16 protein-coding genes are annotated in these 14,964 nt (G+C 65.3%); 6 read left to right on the forward strand and 10 right to left on the reverse strand.

Annotated features, from left to right (window positions below):
* Window positions 1-64: 64 nt before the first annotated feature.
* From AC3WMU_RS16540 to AC3WMU_RS16560, 5 genes are all read right to left on the reverse strand, one after another.
* Entirely contained in the window at window positions 65-760 is a 696-nt protein-coding gene (locus tag AC3WMU_RS16540; protein ID WP_280026450.1) for a pentapeptide repeat-containing protein, read from the reverse strand.
* Window positions 761-890: 130 nt separating this feature from the next.
* Window positions 891-1,283: a GFA family protein gene (locus AC3WMU_RS16545; RefSeq protein ID WP_006226517.1), complete on the reverse strand. Its 393-nt coding sequence runs from the start codon at window positions 1,281-1,283 to the stop codon at window positions 891-893.
* A 16-nt stretch (window positions 1,284-1,299) separates the two neighbouring features.
* On the reverse strand, window positions 1,300-1,950 hold the full coding sequence (locus tag AC3WMU_RS16550; RefSeq protein WP_035213826.1) for a response regulator: 651 nt from the start codon (window positions 1,948-1,950) through the stop codon (window positions 1,300-1,302).
* A 57-nt stretch (window positions 1,951-2,007) separates the two neighbouring features.
* On the reverse strand, window positions 2,008-2,346 hold the full coding sequence (locus AC3WMU_RS16555) for an Hpt domain-containing protein (RefSeq protein ID WP_006226515.1): 339 nt from the start codon (window positions 2,344-2,346) through the stop codon (window positions 2,008-2,010).
* A 2-nt stretch (window positions 2,347-2,348) separates the two neighbouring features.
* Entirely contained in the window at window positions 2,349-4,826 is a 2,478-nt protein-coding gene (locus tag AC3WMU_RS16560; protein WP_492282682.1) for an ATP-binding protein, read from the reverse strand.
* A gap of 310 nt (window positions 4,827-5,136) precedes the next feature.
* On the opposite strand from AC3WMU_RS16560, the gene AC3WMU_RS16565 reads away from it, so the two are divergent.
* Window positions 5,137-5,931: a hypothetical protein gene (locus tag AC3WMU_RS16565; protein WP_492282683.1), complete on the forward strand. Its 795-nt coding sequence runs from the start codon at window positions 5,137-5,139 to the stop codon at window positions 5,929-5,931.
* Between the two features lie 20 nt (window positions 5,932-5,951).
* On the opposite strand, the gene gvpU is transcribed toward AC3WMU_RS16565, so the two are convergent.
* Complete coding sequence (gene gvpU / locus AC3WMU_RS16570; RefSeq protein WP_006226512.1) at window positions 5,952-6,398, reverse strand: gas vesicle accessory protein GvpU; 447 nt, start codon at window positions 6,396-6,398, stop codon at window positions 5,952-5,954.
* A gap of 177 nt (window positions 6,399-6,575) precedes the next feature.
* On the opposite strand from gvpU, the gene AC3WMU_RS16575 reads away from it, so the two are divergent.
* Window positions 6,576-6,950: a hypothetical protein gene (locus AC3WMU_RS16575; protein ID WP_100220444.1), complete on the forward strand. Its 375-nt coding sequence runs from the start codon at window positions 6,576-6,578 to the stop codon at window positions 6,948-6,950.
* A 12-nt stretch (window positions 6,951-6,962) separates the two neighbouring features.
* Here the strand turns inward: AC3WMU_RS16575 and AC3WMU_RS16580 are convergent, their stop codons facing one another.
* Entirely contained in the window at window positions 6,963-7,922 is a 960-nt protein-coding gene (locus tag AC3WMU_RS16580) for a helix-turn-helix transcriptional regulator (protein WP_492282684.1), read from the reverse strand.
* 120 nt (window positions 7,923-8,042) lie between these two features.
* On the opposite strand from AC3WMU_RS16580, the gene AC3WMU_RS16585 reads away from it, so the two are divergent.
* On the forward strand, window positions 8,043-8,648 hold the full coding sequence (locus tag AC3WMU_RS16585) for a glutathione S-transferase family protein (protein ID WP_006226509.1): 606 nt from the start codon (window positions 8,043-8,045) through the stop codon (window positions 8,646-8,648).
* Window positions 8,649-8,662: 14 nt separating this feature from the next.
* Here AC3WMU_RS16585 and AC3WMU_RS16590 read toward each other — a convergent pair whose 3' ends face one another.
* Complete coding sequence (locus tag AC3WMU_RS16590) at window positions 8,663-9,982, reverse strand: ParB/Srx family N-terminal domain-containing protein (RefSeq protein ID WP_006226508.1); 1,320 nt, start codon at window positions 9,980-9,982, stop codon at window positions 8,663-8,665.
* Window positions 9,983-10,128: 146 nt separating this feature from the next.
* Between AC3WMU_RS16590 and AC3WMU_RS16595 the strand changes: the two genes are divergently transcribed.
* On the forward strand, window positions 10,129-10,803 hold the full coding sequence (locus AC3WMU_RS16595) for an ankyrin repeat domain-containing protein (RefSeq protein WP_492282685.1): 675 nt from the start codon (window positions 10,129-10,131) through the stop codon (window positions 10,801-10,803).
* Here the strand turns inward: AC3WMU_RS16595 and AC3WMU_RS16600 are convergent.
* A complete protein-coding gene (locus AC3WMU_RS16600) occupies window positions 10,770-11,960 on the reverse strand; it encodes an MFS transporter (protein ID WP_280026461.1) in 1,191 nt (396 codons plus the stop codon). The two genes, AC3WMU_RS16595 and AC3WMU_RS16600, sit on opposite strands and share 34 nt — an antisense overlap.
* An 84-nt stretch (window positions 11,961-12,044) precedes the next feature.
* Between AC3WMU_RS16600 and AC3WMU_RS16605 the strand changes: the two genes are divergently transcribed.
* Window positions 12,045-12,824, forward strand: a complete 780-nt coding sequence (locus AC3WMU_RS16605) for an AraC family transcriptional regulator (protein ID WP_488704119.1) — start codon at window positions 12,045-12,047, stop codon at window positions 12,822-12,824.
* 30 nt (window positions 12,825-12,854) lie between these two features.
* On the opposite strand, the gene AC3WMU_RS16610 is transcribed toward AC3WMU_RS16605, so the two are convergent.
* Entirely contained in the window at window positions 12,855-13,964 is a 1,110-nt protein-coding gene (locus AC3WMU_RS16610) for a porin (RefSeq protein ID WP_492282686.1), read from the reverse strand.
* A 254-nt stretch (window positions 13,965-14,218) separates the two neighbouring features.
* On the opposite strand from AC3WMU_RS16610, the gene AC3WMU_RS16615 reads away from it, so the two are divergent.
* Window positions 14,219-14,872 (forward strand): NUDIX hydrolase, encoded by a 654-nt coding sequence (locus tag AC3WMU_RS16615; RefSeq protein WP_454677723.1) that lies wholly within the window; start codon window positions 14,219-14,221, stop codon window positions 14,870-14,872.
* Window positions 14,873-14,964 lie beyond the last annotated feature (92 nt).

Consider the following 14,964-nt stretch of genomic DNA (forward strand, 5'->3'; position numbering starts at 1 on the left):
TCCCGGGCTTGCAACGCGAACGTGCAGGCGGTGGCCTACTGCCGGCCGCCTGCCGCCGGGCGGTTCAGATCACGCTGATGCGCAATTCGGCCAGCAGCACGGCCGCCTGCGCTTTAGAGATGGTCGCGCCGGCCAGGCGCGCGGCAACCGTCAGGTCGATGCCGCTCAAGTCCACTTCACGCAGGTCGGCGCCTTCAAAGCGGACGTTCTTCAAGTTGGCGTTGCGCAGGCTGCCGCCATGGAACACGGCGTCGCGAAAATCACTGCCGGCCAGGTCGGCATCAGAGAAGTCCAGCTGCATGATGTTGGACTTGCGGAACGACACGCCGCGCAGCAGCGCGCCCACCAGCAGGCATTCCTCCACGGTCCAGCCCAGGCAGGCGATGCCGTCGAAATCGGAACCGGTCAGCTTGCAGCCCTGGAACCGGGCCGCCGCCAGGCGAGCCCGGCGCCAGTTGGCGTTGTTCAGGTCGCAGTTCTGGAACACGGCGTCGCTGGCGTCGGCCGAGGCGAAGCTGGCTTGGCCGCCGCGGCAACGCACCCATGACGTATCGGCAAGCGTGGCGCCCTGGAACGAGGCGTTCGCAATGGCGCAGGCCGTGAACCGCGCGCCGCGTAAATCCAGCCGGGAAAAGTCGGCATCCTGAAAATCGCAGTCCTGGAACGACAGCGGACTGCCCGCCGCGCGTTCAATCAAGGCCTCCATTGCCTTGCGGTCTACGTGAACGTCGGTCACGGTTTCAATCTGGTCTTGCGTCATGCTTGTTGTCTCGGTTCGATGCTCCGCGTGCGAAGCAGGAATGCGCCACGCCCGGCGGGCAAGCCCTAGGATACCAAGCTAGTAAAGTCGTGATCATGGCTTGGCGTGGACGCCTGGCATTGGCCCGACGCTATTGACCGGATCGATCCGCCACGGGATGCCACGTGGGGCACAGGTCTGCGTAGGAATGCGAGGTCGGCTTCAGCGCGGGGTCTTCTCGGACGTCGAAGCTGCCTGTCACCAGCGCAACGATCGGGCCATCGTCGATGGCGCCCAGGGTGCTGCCGCAGCGCGGACAGAACAACCGCGAGGAATCGTCGGACGATCGGTAGCGCGATGGCGCGCCGCCCGGGCCGGGCCACGCAACGTCGTCCTTCGCAAATTCCACCCAGCAAAGGCTGGGTGCGCCAGAATGCCGCTGGCAGAATTCGCAGGAGCAGGCGTGAGGATTTTGCGGCGTTCCGGTTGCGGCGAAGCGGATGTGGCCGCACAAGCAACCGCCCGTGTAGGAAGTTGTGGTCATAGGCTTTCGTAAAGGGTTACTGGAAAATCCCGCATTCGACGCAGAACGCTACCAGTTCCTGGTCGGTCTGCACATTCAGCTTGCGCATGGCGGAAATCTTTTGTCCGCTAACGGTCTTGACGCTGCGTTGTAGCGTCTCGGCAACTTGCATCATGGATTCGCCGCGGATGAAGTGGCGCAGCACTTCGAACTCTTTGGGCGACAGGCTATTGATGCGTTCGCCAATGAACCTGGTGTGAGAATCCTCGACGCCTTCGCGCTGAAAGCCGGGAGGGTAGTAGTTGCGGCCAGCTTGCAGCGTCCGTAAGGCCGTCACGATTTCGGCCAGGTTGTCGCGCTTGAGCACCACGGCGGACACCCCCGCGTCGTACAGTGCAGAAATGATCATGGGATTGGACACCATGGTCAGCACGACAAGCCGCGCGCGCGGGAAATGCCGTGCCAGGTACTGGACCAGACGGATGCCGTCGCCGTAGGTGTCGTCGCCTGGCATGGAATAGTCGGTGATGATCACATCCGGCTGGCCGCCGCGCAGATGCTCGACCAGCGCCGTCGGGCTGGACAGCGTCGCAGTGATCTCGAAACCGAGCTCGCGATCAAGCAGGTCGCGCATGGCCATCAGCACCAGGGGATGGTCATCGGCAAGGACTATTCTGAGTCGTTCCATTCGAAGGCGCACGGTGAAGTGAGCAGGTGGGACATCGGGGCCATGCTGCGCCATGACTCATACCTGAACCAGGAAAGCTCGCAGTTCAAGCATGAGCCTTGATGCCATCCGAAACGCGTGCTCGTTCCAGCCGTCACGCCTGACCTGCGTGTCGAAGGCATCGACGCGTGTCAATATTTCGGTCAGTTTTACCATGGCCAGCGCGCCGCGTATGCGATGCAGCATCAGCTGGGCCGCCTGCCCGTCGCGTTGGGCAAGCGACTGTTCCAGCGTTGCCACGTCGCTACTCATCGTGTCCAGGAAAAGGCGGCGGAGGCTGGCGGGCACGGCGGGGCCCGGGTCAGCACGTCGAGACGCTTCGCCGCCCCGCTGGGGAACCTTGGGATCGTGAGGCATGCTCAGCTCCGGACACCTTGCAGCGTCTGCAGTGCTTGGCGCATCGCGGACAGTGCCAACGGCTTGACCAGTAGACGCGTCATGCCGGCATTCTTGCCGCGGCGTTGCTCGTCTTCGAAGGCGTTCGCGGTGATGCCAAGGATGGGACCTTCATATCCCCGCTTGCGCAGTCGGCGTGTGAACTCGTACCCGTCGACAAGGGGCATGTTCAAGTCAGTCAGCACGGCGTCGAAATCCAACAAGCCGGGCAGGTTCAGCGCTTCTTGGCCATCGCCTGCCAAGACGACCGTGCAACCCAGGTGCTGCAGTTGTTCGCGCAGGATGAATTGGCTGATCGGATTGTCTTCCGCAACCAGCACCCGCAAATTCAGGGCTTCGGTTGCGGCTTTGGCTTGATGCGGCATGCTGCGGGCCAGGCCGATGTGCGCCTGGTGGATCGCCTGGCGGATGCTGGCAAGACTGTAGGCGTTGGCGAACCAGGTGCGCGGACTGCCTTCAACTGGCGCAGGTAAGCCCGGCGGATGGATGATGACTTGCGGGCCGTGCCAGTCGCCGCGCCTGTCCGTGTGCGGCCAGGCCCGCACCAGCACGGCGGCGTCCAGGGACACAGTGCCGGCCAGGGGATACGGCAAGGCCACGGCTCCCCAATGGCGCAGCCATCCGCACAAGTTGTGGACGATCTCGGGTACGGCACCCTGCACGTACACGGCCGTGCCGCTCATATCGGGGCCTGCGGCCTCGGGGGTGTCCGGCGCCTGCGGCAGCCTGACGTCGAACGTGACGCTGGTGCCCAGGCCGAGTTCGCTGACGGCGTTGATCCGGCCCTGCATCGCCTCCGCAAGGCGACGGCAGATGGACAGTCCGAGGCCCGTTCCCGGCAAGGCAGCCGGGTCGTCCGTCGACACTTGGTAATAGGGGTCGAACAAGCTGATTTGATGCTCCGGCGCGATGCCGGCGCCCGTATCCGCGACCTGAAAGCCCAGGCAGATGCCTTCGTGGCTGCTGCCGGCCAGCTTCAGGCGCAACACGATCCGGCCCGAGTCCGTGAACTTGACGGCGTTGCTGACCAGATTGTCGAGGATCTGCCGGATGCGCATGGCATCACCGATGACGGCGGCGGGCATGTCGGGGTCGGCCAGGGCATAGGTCTGCAAGCCTTTTGCTTGAGCGCGCGCGGCAAAACTGGCGACGACGCTGTTGAGCAATTCAACGGGCGAGAACGGCGCGCACTGCAACGCGGTGTGGCCGGCTTCGATGCGGGAGAGGTCCAGCGTGTCGTTGATCGTGCGCAGCAACGTCGCTGACGATTGCTGGACGGTTTCGAGATACTGCGCCTGTTGGGGGCTGACAGGGGTCAGCGAGAACAGTTCCAGCGTGCCGAGGATGCCGTATAGCGGCGTTCGGATCTCGTGGCTCATCGTGGTGAGGAACACGGTCTTGGCCTGGTTGGCGGCCTCGGCATCGCGTTTGGCCTGCAGCAGCGATTGTTCGGCGCGCCTGAGCGATGAGAGGTCCCCGGCCAAGGTTTCGTACTGGCGCACCGCGGGCAAGACAAGGTGGCGGCGGATGTAGCGCACCTGCAGGACAACGGCAAGCGTCAGCAGCAGGGAGGCGAGCGCCGCTGTCTGCAATGCGAATGCGTTGTCTTGCAGCACGCGCAGAAGCGGCGTGTAGTACACGAGCCGCCAGCCGTCGTCCCCCACTGATTTACTCAGCACCAGATAGTCGGGGATCCACCCTTGGCCCTGCAGGCCAAAAGCGTCCTTGCGTGCGGTATGCGCCAGCGCGCGGTCGGCGGCGGGGTCCGAGCTGTGCAGCACGGGGCGGTTGCGTTCGTCGAACAGCACGTAGTTGCCGGCACCAGCCTGCGGCGTATCCACGGCGGACTCTACGCCCTGGACCTCCAGGCCGATCCAGCCGGCCTCGGGTTCAACGGGGTCGAGCGGGGTGAACAGGAATAGGCGCTTGTCGGTGTCTTGCGGGGGGTGCAGCCAGATGATCCGGGTCTGTCCCGTGGCGGACGGCCGGAGGGTGACGTTGGCCAGGGTGCGTGACAGCCATGCCTGGGTATCGGCAGGGATCGGCGCCAGCGCGACTTGGTCGCGGGCGGCCATGCGCAGCGTGCTGACCTGGCGGGGTGAGCTGTAGACCACTTTGGTGCGGGCCAGCGCCACGCGGTGCAGGTCGCGGCGGGTCAGCACCAGCGCCCAGTCGTAAGCGCCATCCGCTTCCTGCAGCGGCAGGACCTCGACCTGTGGGGCGGCGCCCGTGTGGGCCAGCGCATCGTCGAGGTGTTCGCTGCCGACGTTGCGCACGGCCGATGCCGAAAGGGACCTCAGCAGCGCTTCGCGCTGGTCGAAGAATTGCTGCGCGTCGTAGGCGGCCGCGTTCATGTGGCGGCGGTGAGAGGACACGACATCGTTGAAGGCCCAGTACAGGTAGAGCGTGGCGCCGGCTGCAATACAGACGAGCAGGGCCACTGCAAGACAGTGCAGCAGTAATGAAGCCGCGCGTGGCGCGGCCTGAGGTTCAAGGGCGGGAGCGCCACGGTCTTCTACCAGCATTGTTCCGATGATAGAAACACCCGCTTACCAAGAGAATAAGAAAAATCTCAAAGTAAATAGGATTCGTGAGGATTTTCCGCCGGGCCCTCTCGTGGGAACTCCTGCCGTCCGACGGGCGCGGCTGCTCGCCCTTTCAGAACTTTCTTGTTCAGTTGGTGAGCACGTTTGGGCAGTATCGGGCAGGCGTCAATGGAGACGTCAATCGACAACGGATGATCCTGACTCAATGAAGGACGACACTCGACTTTGGCCCGTGCTTGAACAATCCATCCTGCTGCGCTTTCAGCCCGTCTTCACGGCGCAAGGCCAAGTCCACGAATACGCCGTGCTGGGACGTTCCAGGCCTTCTCTGTGGGGCGGTCTTACGCCCTCCGGGTCGGGGGCGGGGCTACAGACCGGTGTGGCTTTCTTCAACAAGTTCGATACGCCGATTGATCTGTCGTTCGAACATCCACTGGATGTGAATGCCTTCGGCTGTCTGGGAGAACGCCTGTGCGCCGAATTGGGAATCGGCTTGATCGACGAAGCGATCTGGGTCAATAAGCTGGCCTGCCATGACGACATTGCGCCGTTGACCATCCCTGCGTCAAACGTCACGTTCACAGTGCCGCTGAGCGGCAGGCTGTCCAAACGCGCCGACCTCCTGGCGCGCTATCCGGATTTTCATCCTCGCTTGCGCGCGCGGCTCACGCCCCCCGCCAAGCAGGCGGCGTCGGCGCATGGGTTCTTGCGCGTCGACGGGCTGCAGGTGGAGATTCCGCCTGGACTCTTCGAAAGCCGGTCGACGCAGGGCCGGTTCTTCACCTTGATGGAACGTGCCTGGAGCGCCAACCTGCAAGTGGTGGCAAGCGGCGTCGACGACATCCGCGATTTCGCCTGGATGCGCGCGCATGGCCAACTGCTGTACCGCGGCGCCGCGATGGCCGGGCCGCTCAGCCCGGAATGCCTGGACGCCTGGCTGCAAGCCGATAGCAGCGAGTGGCGTTCATTCAACGTCTGTACGACGCGCTTTCTTGGCTGATCGTCGGCCGGCGGGGTGTTTCAGCTTGCCGCGTCGGATTGCAAACGGCCCAAGATGAATCCGTCGACCGCGCTGGTGCGGCCGCGCCACAACGTAGGTTGGCCCGCGACAGGCGTGCCGTCGGCCGCGAAGAACAAGGCGTCGGACAAGTGGATGTAGTTGGGCAACGGATCAGCGGGTTGAGGCACGCGGAAGACGTCGCCCAGTTCGGCCAGGGAAGCATGCACGGTTGTGCGCGTCTCTGCGTCCATCGCGCCGAGCGAATTCGTGAAGCTGGCGGCGAAGCGGTCGAAGTATTCCGCGCCCGACACGATCGAGCCGGACACCAGCATGCCGCCCATCTGCAACGTGACGCCGATGCTTTCGATCTGGCTGCCGTTGTTCACCAGGTTGACCAGGAATTGAAGAAAGGCGTCCGCGCCGGGCGCGGCGTGCTTGTCCTGGACGGGGAGGGAATCGATGCTCATTGTTCGGGTCTCGGAAAGGGCGGGAAAGAGCCACAAGATACTCGAAGCGTGCGAAAAATACACAAACGGCAATAGCGGGAAAAACGGCAGAATCAGGCGTCAGACCGCCCCATCTCCGACGGTTTGCCGGCGCTACCGTGTCAGGCTGCGGGAGATCCCGCCTTCTGGATGACCGACATGAACACGACGAATATCGCGAACGCCTTGGGCGCCAGGGCATCTGGCGCGCCTTCCGCCGGCACGTCTTTCGCCGGCGCGGACAGCGCATTCCGCACTGCCTTCCTGAACGCCGCTGAGCGCAATCAGTCTGCGATGGCGGGCGGGGTGTCGGGCAGCACGGTATCGACGCCGTCCAGCGCCGAGCAGGAATTCATGGACTACGCGTCCATGTCGCTGGAAGAAAAGATGTTCTATGCCGCGCTGGCCTCGCTGGGCATCTCGAAGAAGGAATACGACGCGATGTCGGCCGACGAGCGCCTGGCGATTGCTGCCAAGCTGTCGCTGGCCATGCAGCAACTGACCAAGGCCGACAATACCGAAAAGGTCCTCTGAGCGCAGACCTGGCTAGGCCTGCACGCTGCGTGCCAGGCGTTTCGCCGCGGCTTTCAGGCGATCCCGTAGCGCATCCGGCGCGAGCACTTCAAAATCCACATCCAGCGTCATCAGCCAGTACGCCAGGGAATCCAGCGAATCGGCGCCGCATTGCAGCAGGCAGCGCGCCTCGTCCAAGGGCTGAAGCTGGCTGGCGGATTCGGCCAGCTGCTGCGCCATAACGGCCAGTGGCGCGTGCAGAATGATCTGCGCCTGTTCCGCATACGGCGCCACGTGAATCGACCGTGAGACGAACGCCCGCAGGTCTCCGCCTTCAGGCGATGGACGCGGCGTGAAATGGCCACCGACGCTCGGCGTGCCGGTAATGCGGTCGATGCGGAACGTGCGCCAATCGTCGCGCGCCGGGTCCCATGCCACCAGGTACCAGCGTTGGGCCGTGTGCGCCATACCCTGGGGTTCGACATGCCGGCGGCTGGTCTTGCCACGGATGTCGGTGTAGCCGAACTCGATCAGAAGCTGGTCACGACAGGCGGCGGCCAGCGTGGCGAGTAAGCCCGCGTCGACGGTCGGGCCGCCCCGGTCTATCGGCACGATGACCGCTTTCAAAGCCTCTACCCGGCGCCGCAGGCGCGCCGGCATGACCTGTTCAAGCTTCACCAGCGCGCGCAGCGCGGACTCTTCGATGCCTCCCACCGAACCCGTGGCCGCCGTGCGCAGCGTGATGGCCACCGCCAGCGCTTCGTCGTCATCCAGCAGCAGCGGCGGCAAGGCGTTGCCTGGGCGGAAGGCATAGCCGCCGGCGACCCCGCTGCTGGCCTGGACGGGATAGCCCAGTTCTCGCAGCCGATCGATGTCGCGTCGCAGGGTGCGCGGGTGGATGGCCAGGGTCTCGGCAAGTTCCGCACCCGCCCAGTGGCGGCGGGTTTGCAGCAGCGAGAGCAGGCGTAGCAGGCGATTGCTGGCGGTTAGCATCGGCCTACGATACCGCGAATCGAGGGCGGAATCTGTCCGCAATGGCTTCTACAGTGCGCCTGCTGACCGAGGCATTCCGCCGCGGACGAAGCTTCTTGCAGATGAATAGGAGATTTGCCCATGTCCATCGTTCTTTACTGGCACCCCAGGTCCAGTGCGCTGCCCATTGCCTGCGCCTTGACGGAACTTGGCGTGCCCCACGAGCGTGTCGTCGTCGACATCGAAGCGGGCGAACAACGGCGTCCGGAATTCCTGGCGCTCAATCCCCACGGCCAGGTGCCGACGCTGACGGTGGATGGCGCGCCGATGTTCGAGTCCCTGGCGATCCAATTGTGGCTGGGAGAACGCTATGGCGTGGACGCGGGGCTGTGGCCGGCGCCGAACACGCCGGCGCGGCTGCTGGCCATGTCTTGGTGCGCGTGGAGCTATGTGTCGTATGGCGCCGTGCTCTGGCGGGTGTACCACGCGACCCACGGAGAGGAGGCGCGCCGGGATGCCAGGCAGGCCGAGGCCGGCCTCGCGGACATGAATGCGCTGCTGGCCGTGCTGGACGGTCATCTGTCCAAGCAACCCTGGATCCTGGGCGCGGCATATTCGCTGGCCGACCTGATCGTCGGATCGGTGGTCGGGTACAGCGCCTTCCTGGGGGCGGTGCAGAACCACCCGCATGTGCGGGCATGGTGCGACCGGGTCAATGCCCGGCCGGCCATGCAGATCGCCGCCTAGGGCGGCGCACCGTCCTACCAGCCCCAGCAGGTGCCTGCCGCGGGCTTGCCGCAAGCGCGGTAGTTGACGGCGAACCACAGCTTGCCGGCGTTGCGCGGGGTGTTGTCGCTCTTGACGTCGTTACGGATCAGCTCGTCCAGCGTGTCGCGCGAGCCCTTGATGGAAACGCCGGCCGCGACGTTCGCCACCAGCGGAATCCCGCCAAGGCTGGCCGCCGTACGATCGTCGAACACGATGTCGGTGGCGGCCAGGGCACCCATCTTCAAGGACGCGTCGCGCACGGCGGTGGCGTAGCTGTCGTTCGCGCCGCCCGGCACCAGCGTCGCGTTGAACGAGCTGGCCGCCAGGATCTGTGCGGGCGTCGCAGGCGCTTGCATCTTGTACTGGTCAAGCGCAGGCAACTGGCCCGCCGCGGCCTGGCGGCGCAGCCAGTCGCCCCACAGGAATTCCGCGAACTCGGGCAGGCTGCCGTTCTTGTAGGCGACGTCGCGGGTGTAGTAGACCAGCGAGCGGTAGCGGTCCTCTTGCATGCCGCCGGCCTCGTCGGCGTTGGCCATGCCCAGGCGGGTGGGCAACTGGTCCACGGTGATGGGCTGGTTCTGGCCGTCGCGCAACCAGGCGCGGCGCTCGTCGACCATGCGTTGCCAGAAAGCAGCCGCAGTGGGCAGGTCGCTGTAGTTGGCGTCGACCTTCACCCAGACGGGCAGCTTGGGGCCTCCGTCGAAAATTGTGCGCAAGGACGAGAACGTGTGGTGGCCGTCGGTCAGGTACAGATTGCCGTCCCAGCCGACCACGACGGTCTTCAGGTTTTCCGTATGCGTGCCCGGCGCGTCCTTGCAGGCGAAGGTGGCAGGCTGGTCCAGCCGCGCGGCGCGGGCCGTGGCGATGTCCGCGAACTTCTGCGCGCGTTCGGTGCCACCCATGTCTTCGCAGTAATCGTCGAATTTCTTGCCGACGGTGCGGTCCAGATAGTCCAGCTGCAAGGCGGGATCGGCCGCCCACGTGGACCGATTGAAGTCGCCTTGCCAGCGTCCCAGCTTGTAGTAGATCTGGTCGTAGCCGATGGCGGCTTGCGTGGGGTTCAGCTCTTCGATGCGGACCTGGATGACGTCGCCGGCCTTGGCCTTCAGATAGGCGGTGTTGCGCGTGGGCGTCTCGGGTTCCGGCGCCGGGTCGACGACAACAGGCGGCGGGGTGACGGCGGGCGTGTCGTCGTCGTCATCGCCGCCGCCATTGCAGGCGGCAAGGGCCAGGGGCAACAAGGCCGCGGCCAGCAGGCGCGCGAGGGGGCGGTGGATCAGGGCGGGATTCTGGAGGGTAGAGGTCTGGGTCATTGGCCGGCAGGGGCTGCGATCGAAAGGTGTCGAATCATGACTGGCGCGTATGTCCCGCGTATTGCACTGCCGGCGGCTAGGGGAAATTCCCAATGCCGGCGTGCTTGTCCATAATCTACCTGTGATTCATGAAAAGGATACCGGCAATGGCGATCATCAAATTCTGGCGGGCTTGTTTTGTTGCGGTCTTGAGCGCCGTGGGCGCGGGGGCGCTGGCGGCCGAGGATCCGGCTGCGCAACTGCGGACCGCCGCCGCGCAGGGCGAGACGGCCCGCGTGCGCGAATTGCTGGCCATCGGCGCACCGCTGGAGACGCGGGACGGGCAGGGCAACACCGCCTTGCTGCGTGCGACCCAAGGCAACCATGCTGAAACTGCGCGCGTCCTGATCGAGGCGGGGGCGGACGTGAACGCGCAGAACCAGATGCAGGACAGCGCCTACCTGCTGGCGGGTGCGCAAGGCTATCGCGAGATCCTGGACCTGACGCTACGCCACGGCGCAGACCTGAAAAGCACCAACCGCTATGGCGGCACGGCGCTGATCCCCGCATGCGAACGCGGCCACGTCGAGATCGTGAAGACGCTGCTGAAGGCTGGGGTGGACCCCAACCATGTAAACCGGCTGGGCTGGACGGGGTTGCTGGAAGCCATCATCTTGAGCGACGGCGGCCCGCGCCATCAGGAGATCGTGGCGCTGTTGATCGAGGGCGGCGCCGACGTGAACCTGGCCGACGGCGATGGCCGCACGCCGCTTGCGCATGCCCGCCAACGCGGGCAGCGTGCCACGGTTCAGTTGCTGGAACGCGCGGGCGCGCGCGGGTGAGGCCGACGCTGCGTGGCCAGCAGCAGCGCACATACTGCGAGCCACGCGCAAGACAAGGGTAGGGCCGAGTCAAAGGGCAGCCACGAACTGGCCGCCAATCCCGCGCCCAACAGGGTGTAGTAACCAAGCCCGAACAAGGCGCCCGCCCGTCCCAGGCAGTGGCCGTACTGCTTCAAGGCCGGTCCAAGCAGGTTCGGGATGGCGAGCCCATAGCCTGCAAAGAGGGGCAACGCCGCGATGGCCCACACCAGCCCCGGCTGCGGCAACAGCCACACCACGGCGCATTGCGCCACTACGCCGGCCAGGACGCAGCGCAAGCCATAGCGCACGCGTTGCGCCGGACCGGTTTCGGCCGGCAGACGCCGGTTGCTGGCCGCGCCCAGGCAGCCGGCAGCGGCAACGGCCAGGCCGGCCCAACCGAATCCCAGGCCGGGCAGAGGGCCAACCATGAACGGGCCAGCGGAATAGAACGAGAACACCAGGAAGTTCAAGCCGGCGACCTGCACGGCGGTGCGCCGCAGCGGCGCGTCCGCCAGCATGTGGCGGCCAAGGGTCCGTAGCGGGACAGCGGCCGTGGCGGCGCCACGCGTCTCGATAAGGAGGCGGCCGCCCGCGCCCAGCAGCAGCATGATGACCAGTGCAATGGTCAGCAGCACGCCCTGGTAACCCAGGCGGTCCGAGACCAGTTGGCCGACCAAGGGTCCGACGGCGGGGGACCACGCCAGCACCGCGCCCAATGTCACGAAATAACGCGTCAGGGCGTCGCCGGCCAGACGGTCGCGCAACAGCGTCTGCGTCGCGACCGAGCACGTCGCCAGTCCGGCCGCCTGGACGAAACGGCCGAACAACAAGGCTTCGAAACTAGGCGCCGCCAGCGCGCATAGCGTCCCGGCCAGGCCTGTGGCCAGGCCGGCGAGCAAGGCGGGACGGCGGCCCCAGACGTCGGCCAGATGTCCCCACAGCAGGACACCCAGCGCGAAGCCCAGGAAGAAGATGCCCATGACGGATTGGGCTGCGCCGGCGTCCAGTCGCCAGTGCCGGGTCAGGTCCGGCAGGGCGGGGGCAAGAATGGTCTCGGCAATCTGCGGCAGGGCCAGAAGCGCAAGGATCAAGCCGCGCGGCGGCAGCCCATCGCGGCGGGCGGAGGCGTGTTTCATGGGTGCGGGAAAAAAGGGCCTAGCGTATCCAGCCTGGGCGAAGCAAAATCAAGCTGTTTCGCCATAAAACATCGTCAATCCGACATGCCGCATTACTCGCCAGAATCCGTCCTGGATCCCGATAGCGCCGTTTGCCCCGTTGTCGGGCTGGCCATCGATACCCGCGCCCACGCCTCGGATTGGCACACGCATCGCCGCACGCAGCTGCTTTACCAGGCCGAAGGCGGGGTCACGCTGTTCTTGCCGGACCGGGTGGGGCAACTGGCGCCGCTGCAGGCCGCATGGCTGCCCGCTGGCTGCACGCACCGCACGGCCATGCATGGCACGTTCGCCTACCGCAGCCTGTATTTCGACGTGCAGGCCTATCCGGGATTGCCGGCCGAACCGCAGATCCTGGACGTCAATCCCCTGTTGCGCGAGTTGATCCTGCGCGTGACGGATTGGTCGGCCGACGCCGGACTCACCGCGGCGCAGAGCCGCATTGTGGATACCTTGCTGGATGAATTGGCGGCAGCACCCGCTGCGCCCATGCCTCTGCCGATGCCGCGCGACCGCCGGCTTGTGCCCATTGCCCGCGAATTGCTGGCGAACCCGGCTTGCCCGCTGTCCCTGGAGGATTGGGCCAGCCGCGTGGGCGCCAGCAGCCGCACCGTGGAGCGCTTGTTCCTGACCGAAACCGGACTGCCGTTTGCCCGCTGGCGCACGCAGACCCGCTTGCTGTTCGCCCGGGCGCGGTTGGCCGAAGGCATGTCGGTCACGGCCGTCGCGCACGCGGTGGGGTACGCCAGCGACAGCGCGTTCATCGCGATGTACCGCCGCATCTACGGCGAATCGCCCGGCGATAAAAAACGCCGGCCCCGTTAGGGGCCGGCGCGTTTTGACGCTGTGCGACGCTTAGAACTGGTGGCGGATGCCCACGCCTGCGGCGGTGCTCTTCAGCCCGTCGATGAACGCGTAATCCGTGCCGTACGAACCGTAGGCGTACAGATTGGTGCGCTTGGACAGGTCGTAGGTGTAGCCCACGCTGTAGACGTTCATGTTGGCATCGCCGCCCGTCAACTTGTCGTTGGACGGGGCGACGTGTTGCCACGAGGCGAAGACGCTGCTGGCGCCGCCCACGGGCAGGGTCGCGCCCAGCATGTAGGCGTTCGCCTTGAAGCCGTTCACGAAGCGGTTGGTGCCGAATTCGTCGCTGAAGGGCGTGCCGGCGGGCAGGTCCTGGCCGACGAACCAGCCGTCGGTGGTGCGGCCGTAGGCGGCGGCCAGCTTCACGACTTCCAGGTCATACGACACGCCCAGCGCGTACTGGCGCGGCGTGGCGTCCTGGTCGATCGTGGTGCTGCGGTGCGAGCCGTTCATCTGGTCGTACGTCAGCGCGACGTTCAGCGGGCCTTGCACGTAGCGCAGGCCGGCGGTGATGCCGCGCGTGTTGTCGGCGGTGCGAAAGCCCGTCTGGTCGGCGGTCGTGTCGTCCGCGTTGAACGAGTAGCCGATGCCGAATTCAAAACCGTTCACCGAAGGGGTGCGGTACATGACCATGTTGTCCCAGCGCATGGTGTTGGCCGCGCTGAAACCCAGGCCCAGGTTGGATTGGGTGTAGCTGGTGTAGAAGGGATCGATGTCGGCCAGGTAGTTTGAGCCGATCGTGGCTTGGCGGCCGAAATCCAGCTGGCCCCAGGCGTCGTTGGCCAGGCCGATGGTGGCTTGGCGGCCGAACAGGCGGCCGGATTGTCCGCGCTGGCCGTTGGCGGAGTCGAAACCGCTTTCCAGCTTGAAGACGGCACGCAGGCCATCGCCCAGATCTTCGGATCCGCGCAGGCCCCAGCGGGAGCCGGCCTGGATGCCGTTGATCATGCCGAGCTTGCTACCACTGTAGCCGTCGCCTTTGATCTTGTTGTAGCCGATGCCGGTGTCGATGACACCATAGAGGGTGACTGACGGTTCTGCCTGAGCGATGCCTGTAAAAGCGGTCAGCATCGCAGCGGCGAGCAGCGTCTTTTTCATCCGGGGATCTCCTGGGGATTTGGGTGGGAAAAAACAAAGGGAACAGCACGCTCGGCATAGCGCCAAGCGGTGTTCCCAGACCCCAGTGTAAAACATTTCCGTTAATTTCTGCTTATTGCATAGGATGTTCCGGCTATTCCTGTTAATTCCTGGGCGCTGGTCCTTGGCATGATCGGCTTGCCTCACGGTGCTCCGTTTGACTGCCGCACGCCATAGTGGCATCTTGCCCCGAAGTCTTACTTACGGAGCTGCCCGTGGACTATCCACTGCCCCTCGTCACCGTCGATGCCGTCTTGCTCACCTTACGGGCGGGTGGACTGGAAATCGCCCTGCACCAGCGCGACCGTGCGCCCTATAAGGACGCGATGGCGCTGCCGGGCGGGGTGGTGCACGTGGACGAAGACGCCAGCACCGAAGCCAGCATCCGCCGCGTGCTGCGGGACAAGACCGGGTTCGAGCCGCGCTACCTCGAGCAGTTGCAGGTGTTCTCGGGGCCGGGCCGCGACCCGCGCAAGTGGTCGCTGTCCGTTTCCTATGTGGCCCTGGTGCCGGCGGCCGAGCTGGAGGCCGCGACGCAGGCCGGGTTCCGGTTTGTGAACGTGGACGCGCTGCCGCCCTTGGCGTTCGACCATGCGGACATCGTGGCGGCCGCCGTGGCTCGCTTGCGTGGCAAGTCCAGTTATTCGACCTTGCCGTTCTTCCTGTTGCCGGAGCGCTTCACCCTGACCGAGCTGCAACACACCTATGAAGCCATCCTGCAGACGCGGCTGGAGAAATCGAATTTCCGCCGCAAGATGGAGGCGTGGGGCGTGTTGGAAGCCACCGAGGACTACGTGCTGGGCGCGCAGCGTCCCGCGCGCCTGTATCGCCTGAAGGACTTTGCCTTGTTCGACCGCAGCGTCGGATAAGCGCCGCACCCTTTGTATTCAACATAGTTGCAAATCAACAATAAGTGGGCTTATACTGGCCTCACTTAGTTTTAAAGTGCCACTAAGGGCTG

It is taken from the genome of Achromobacter sp. FW305-C-13 (genome assembly GCF_058783475.1).

Excerpts from the sequence above, each read along its gene's own strand:
- AC3WMU_RS16540 (WP_280026450.1), bottom strand. The coding sequence starts at position 760 with ATGACGCAAGACCAGATTGAAACCGTGACCGACGTTCACGTAGACCGC.
- AC3WMU_RS16545 (WP_006226517.1), bottom strand. The coding sequence starts at position 1,283 with ATGACCACAACTTCCTACACGGGCGGTTGCTTGTGCGGCCACATCCGC.
- AC3WMU_RS16550 (WP_035213826.1), bottom strand. The coding sequence starts at position 1,950 with ATGGAACGACTCAGAATAGTCCTTGCCGATGACCATCCCCTGGTGCTG.
- AC3WMU_RS16555 (WP_006226515.1), bottom strand. The coding sequence starts at position 2,346 with ATGCCTCACGATCCCAAGGTTCCCCAGCGGGGCGGCGAAGCGTCTCGA.
- AC3WMU_RS16565 (WP_492282683.1), top strand. The coding sequence starts at position 5,137 with ATGAAGGACGACACTCGACTTTGGCCCGTGCTTGAACAATCCATCCTG.
- gvpU (WP_006226512.1), bottom strand. The coding sequence starts at position 6,398 with ATGAGCATCGATTCCCTCCCCGTCCAGGACAAGCACGCCGCGCCCGGC.
- AC3WMU_RS16575 (WP_100220444.1), top strand. The coding sequence starts at position 6,576 with ATGAACACGACGAATATCGCGAACGCCTTGGGCGCCAGGGCATCTGGC.
- AC3WMU_RS16580 (WP_492282684.1), bottom strand. The coding sequence starts at position 7,922 with ATGCTAACCGCCAGCAATCGCCTGCTACGCCTGCTCTCGCTGCTGCAA.
- AC3WMU_RS16585 (WP_006226509.1), top strand. The coding sequence starts at position 8,043 with ATGTCCATCGTTCTTTACTGGCACCCCAGGTCCAGTGCGCTGCCCATT.
- AC3WMU_RS16590 (WP_006226508.1), bottom strand. The coding sequence starts at position 9,982 with ATGACCCAGACCTCTACCCTCCAGAATCCCGCCCTGATCCACCGCCCC.
- AC3WMU_RS16595 (WP_492282685.1), top strand. The coding sequence starts at position 10,129 with ATGGCGATCATCAAATTCTGGCGGGCTTGTTTTGTTGCGGTCTTGAGC.
- AC3WMU_RS16600 (WP_280026461.1), bottom strand. The coding sequence starts at position 11,960 with ATGAAACACGCCTCCGCCCGCCGCGATGGGCTGCCGCCGCGCGGCTTG.
- AC3WMU_RS16605 (WP_488704119.1), top strand. The coding sequence starts at position 12,045 with ATGCCGCATTACTCGCCAGAATCCGTCCTGGATCCCGATAGCGCCGTT.
- AC3WMU_RS16610 (WP_492282686.1), bottom strand. The coding sequence starts at position 13,964 with ATGAAAAAGACGCTGCTCGCCGCTGCGATGCTGACCGCTTTTACAGGC.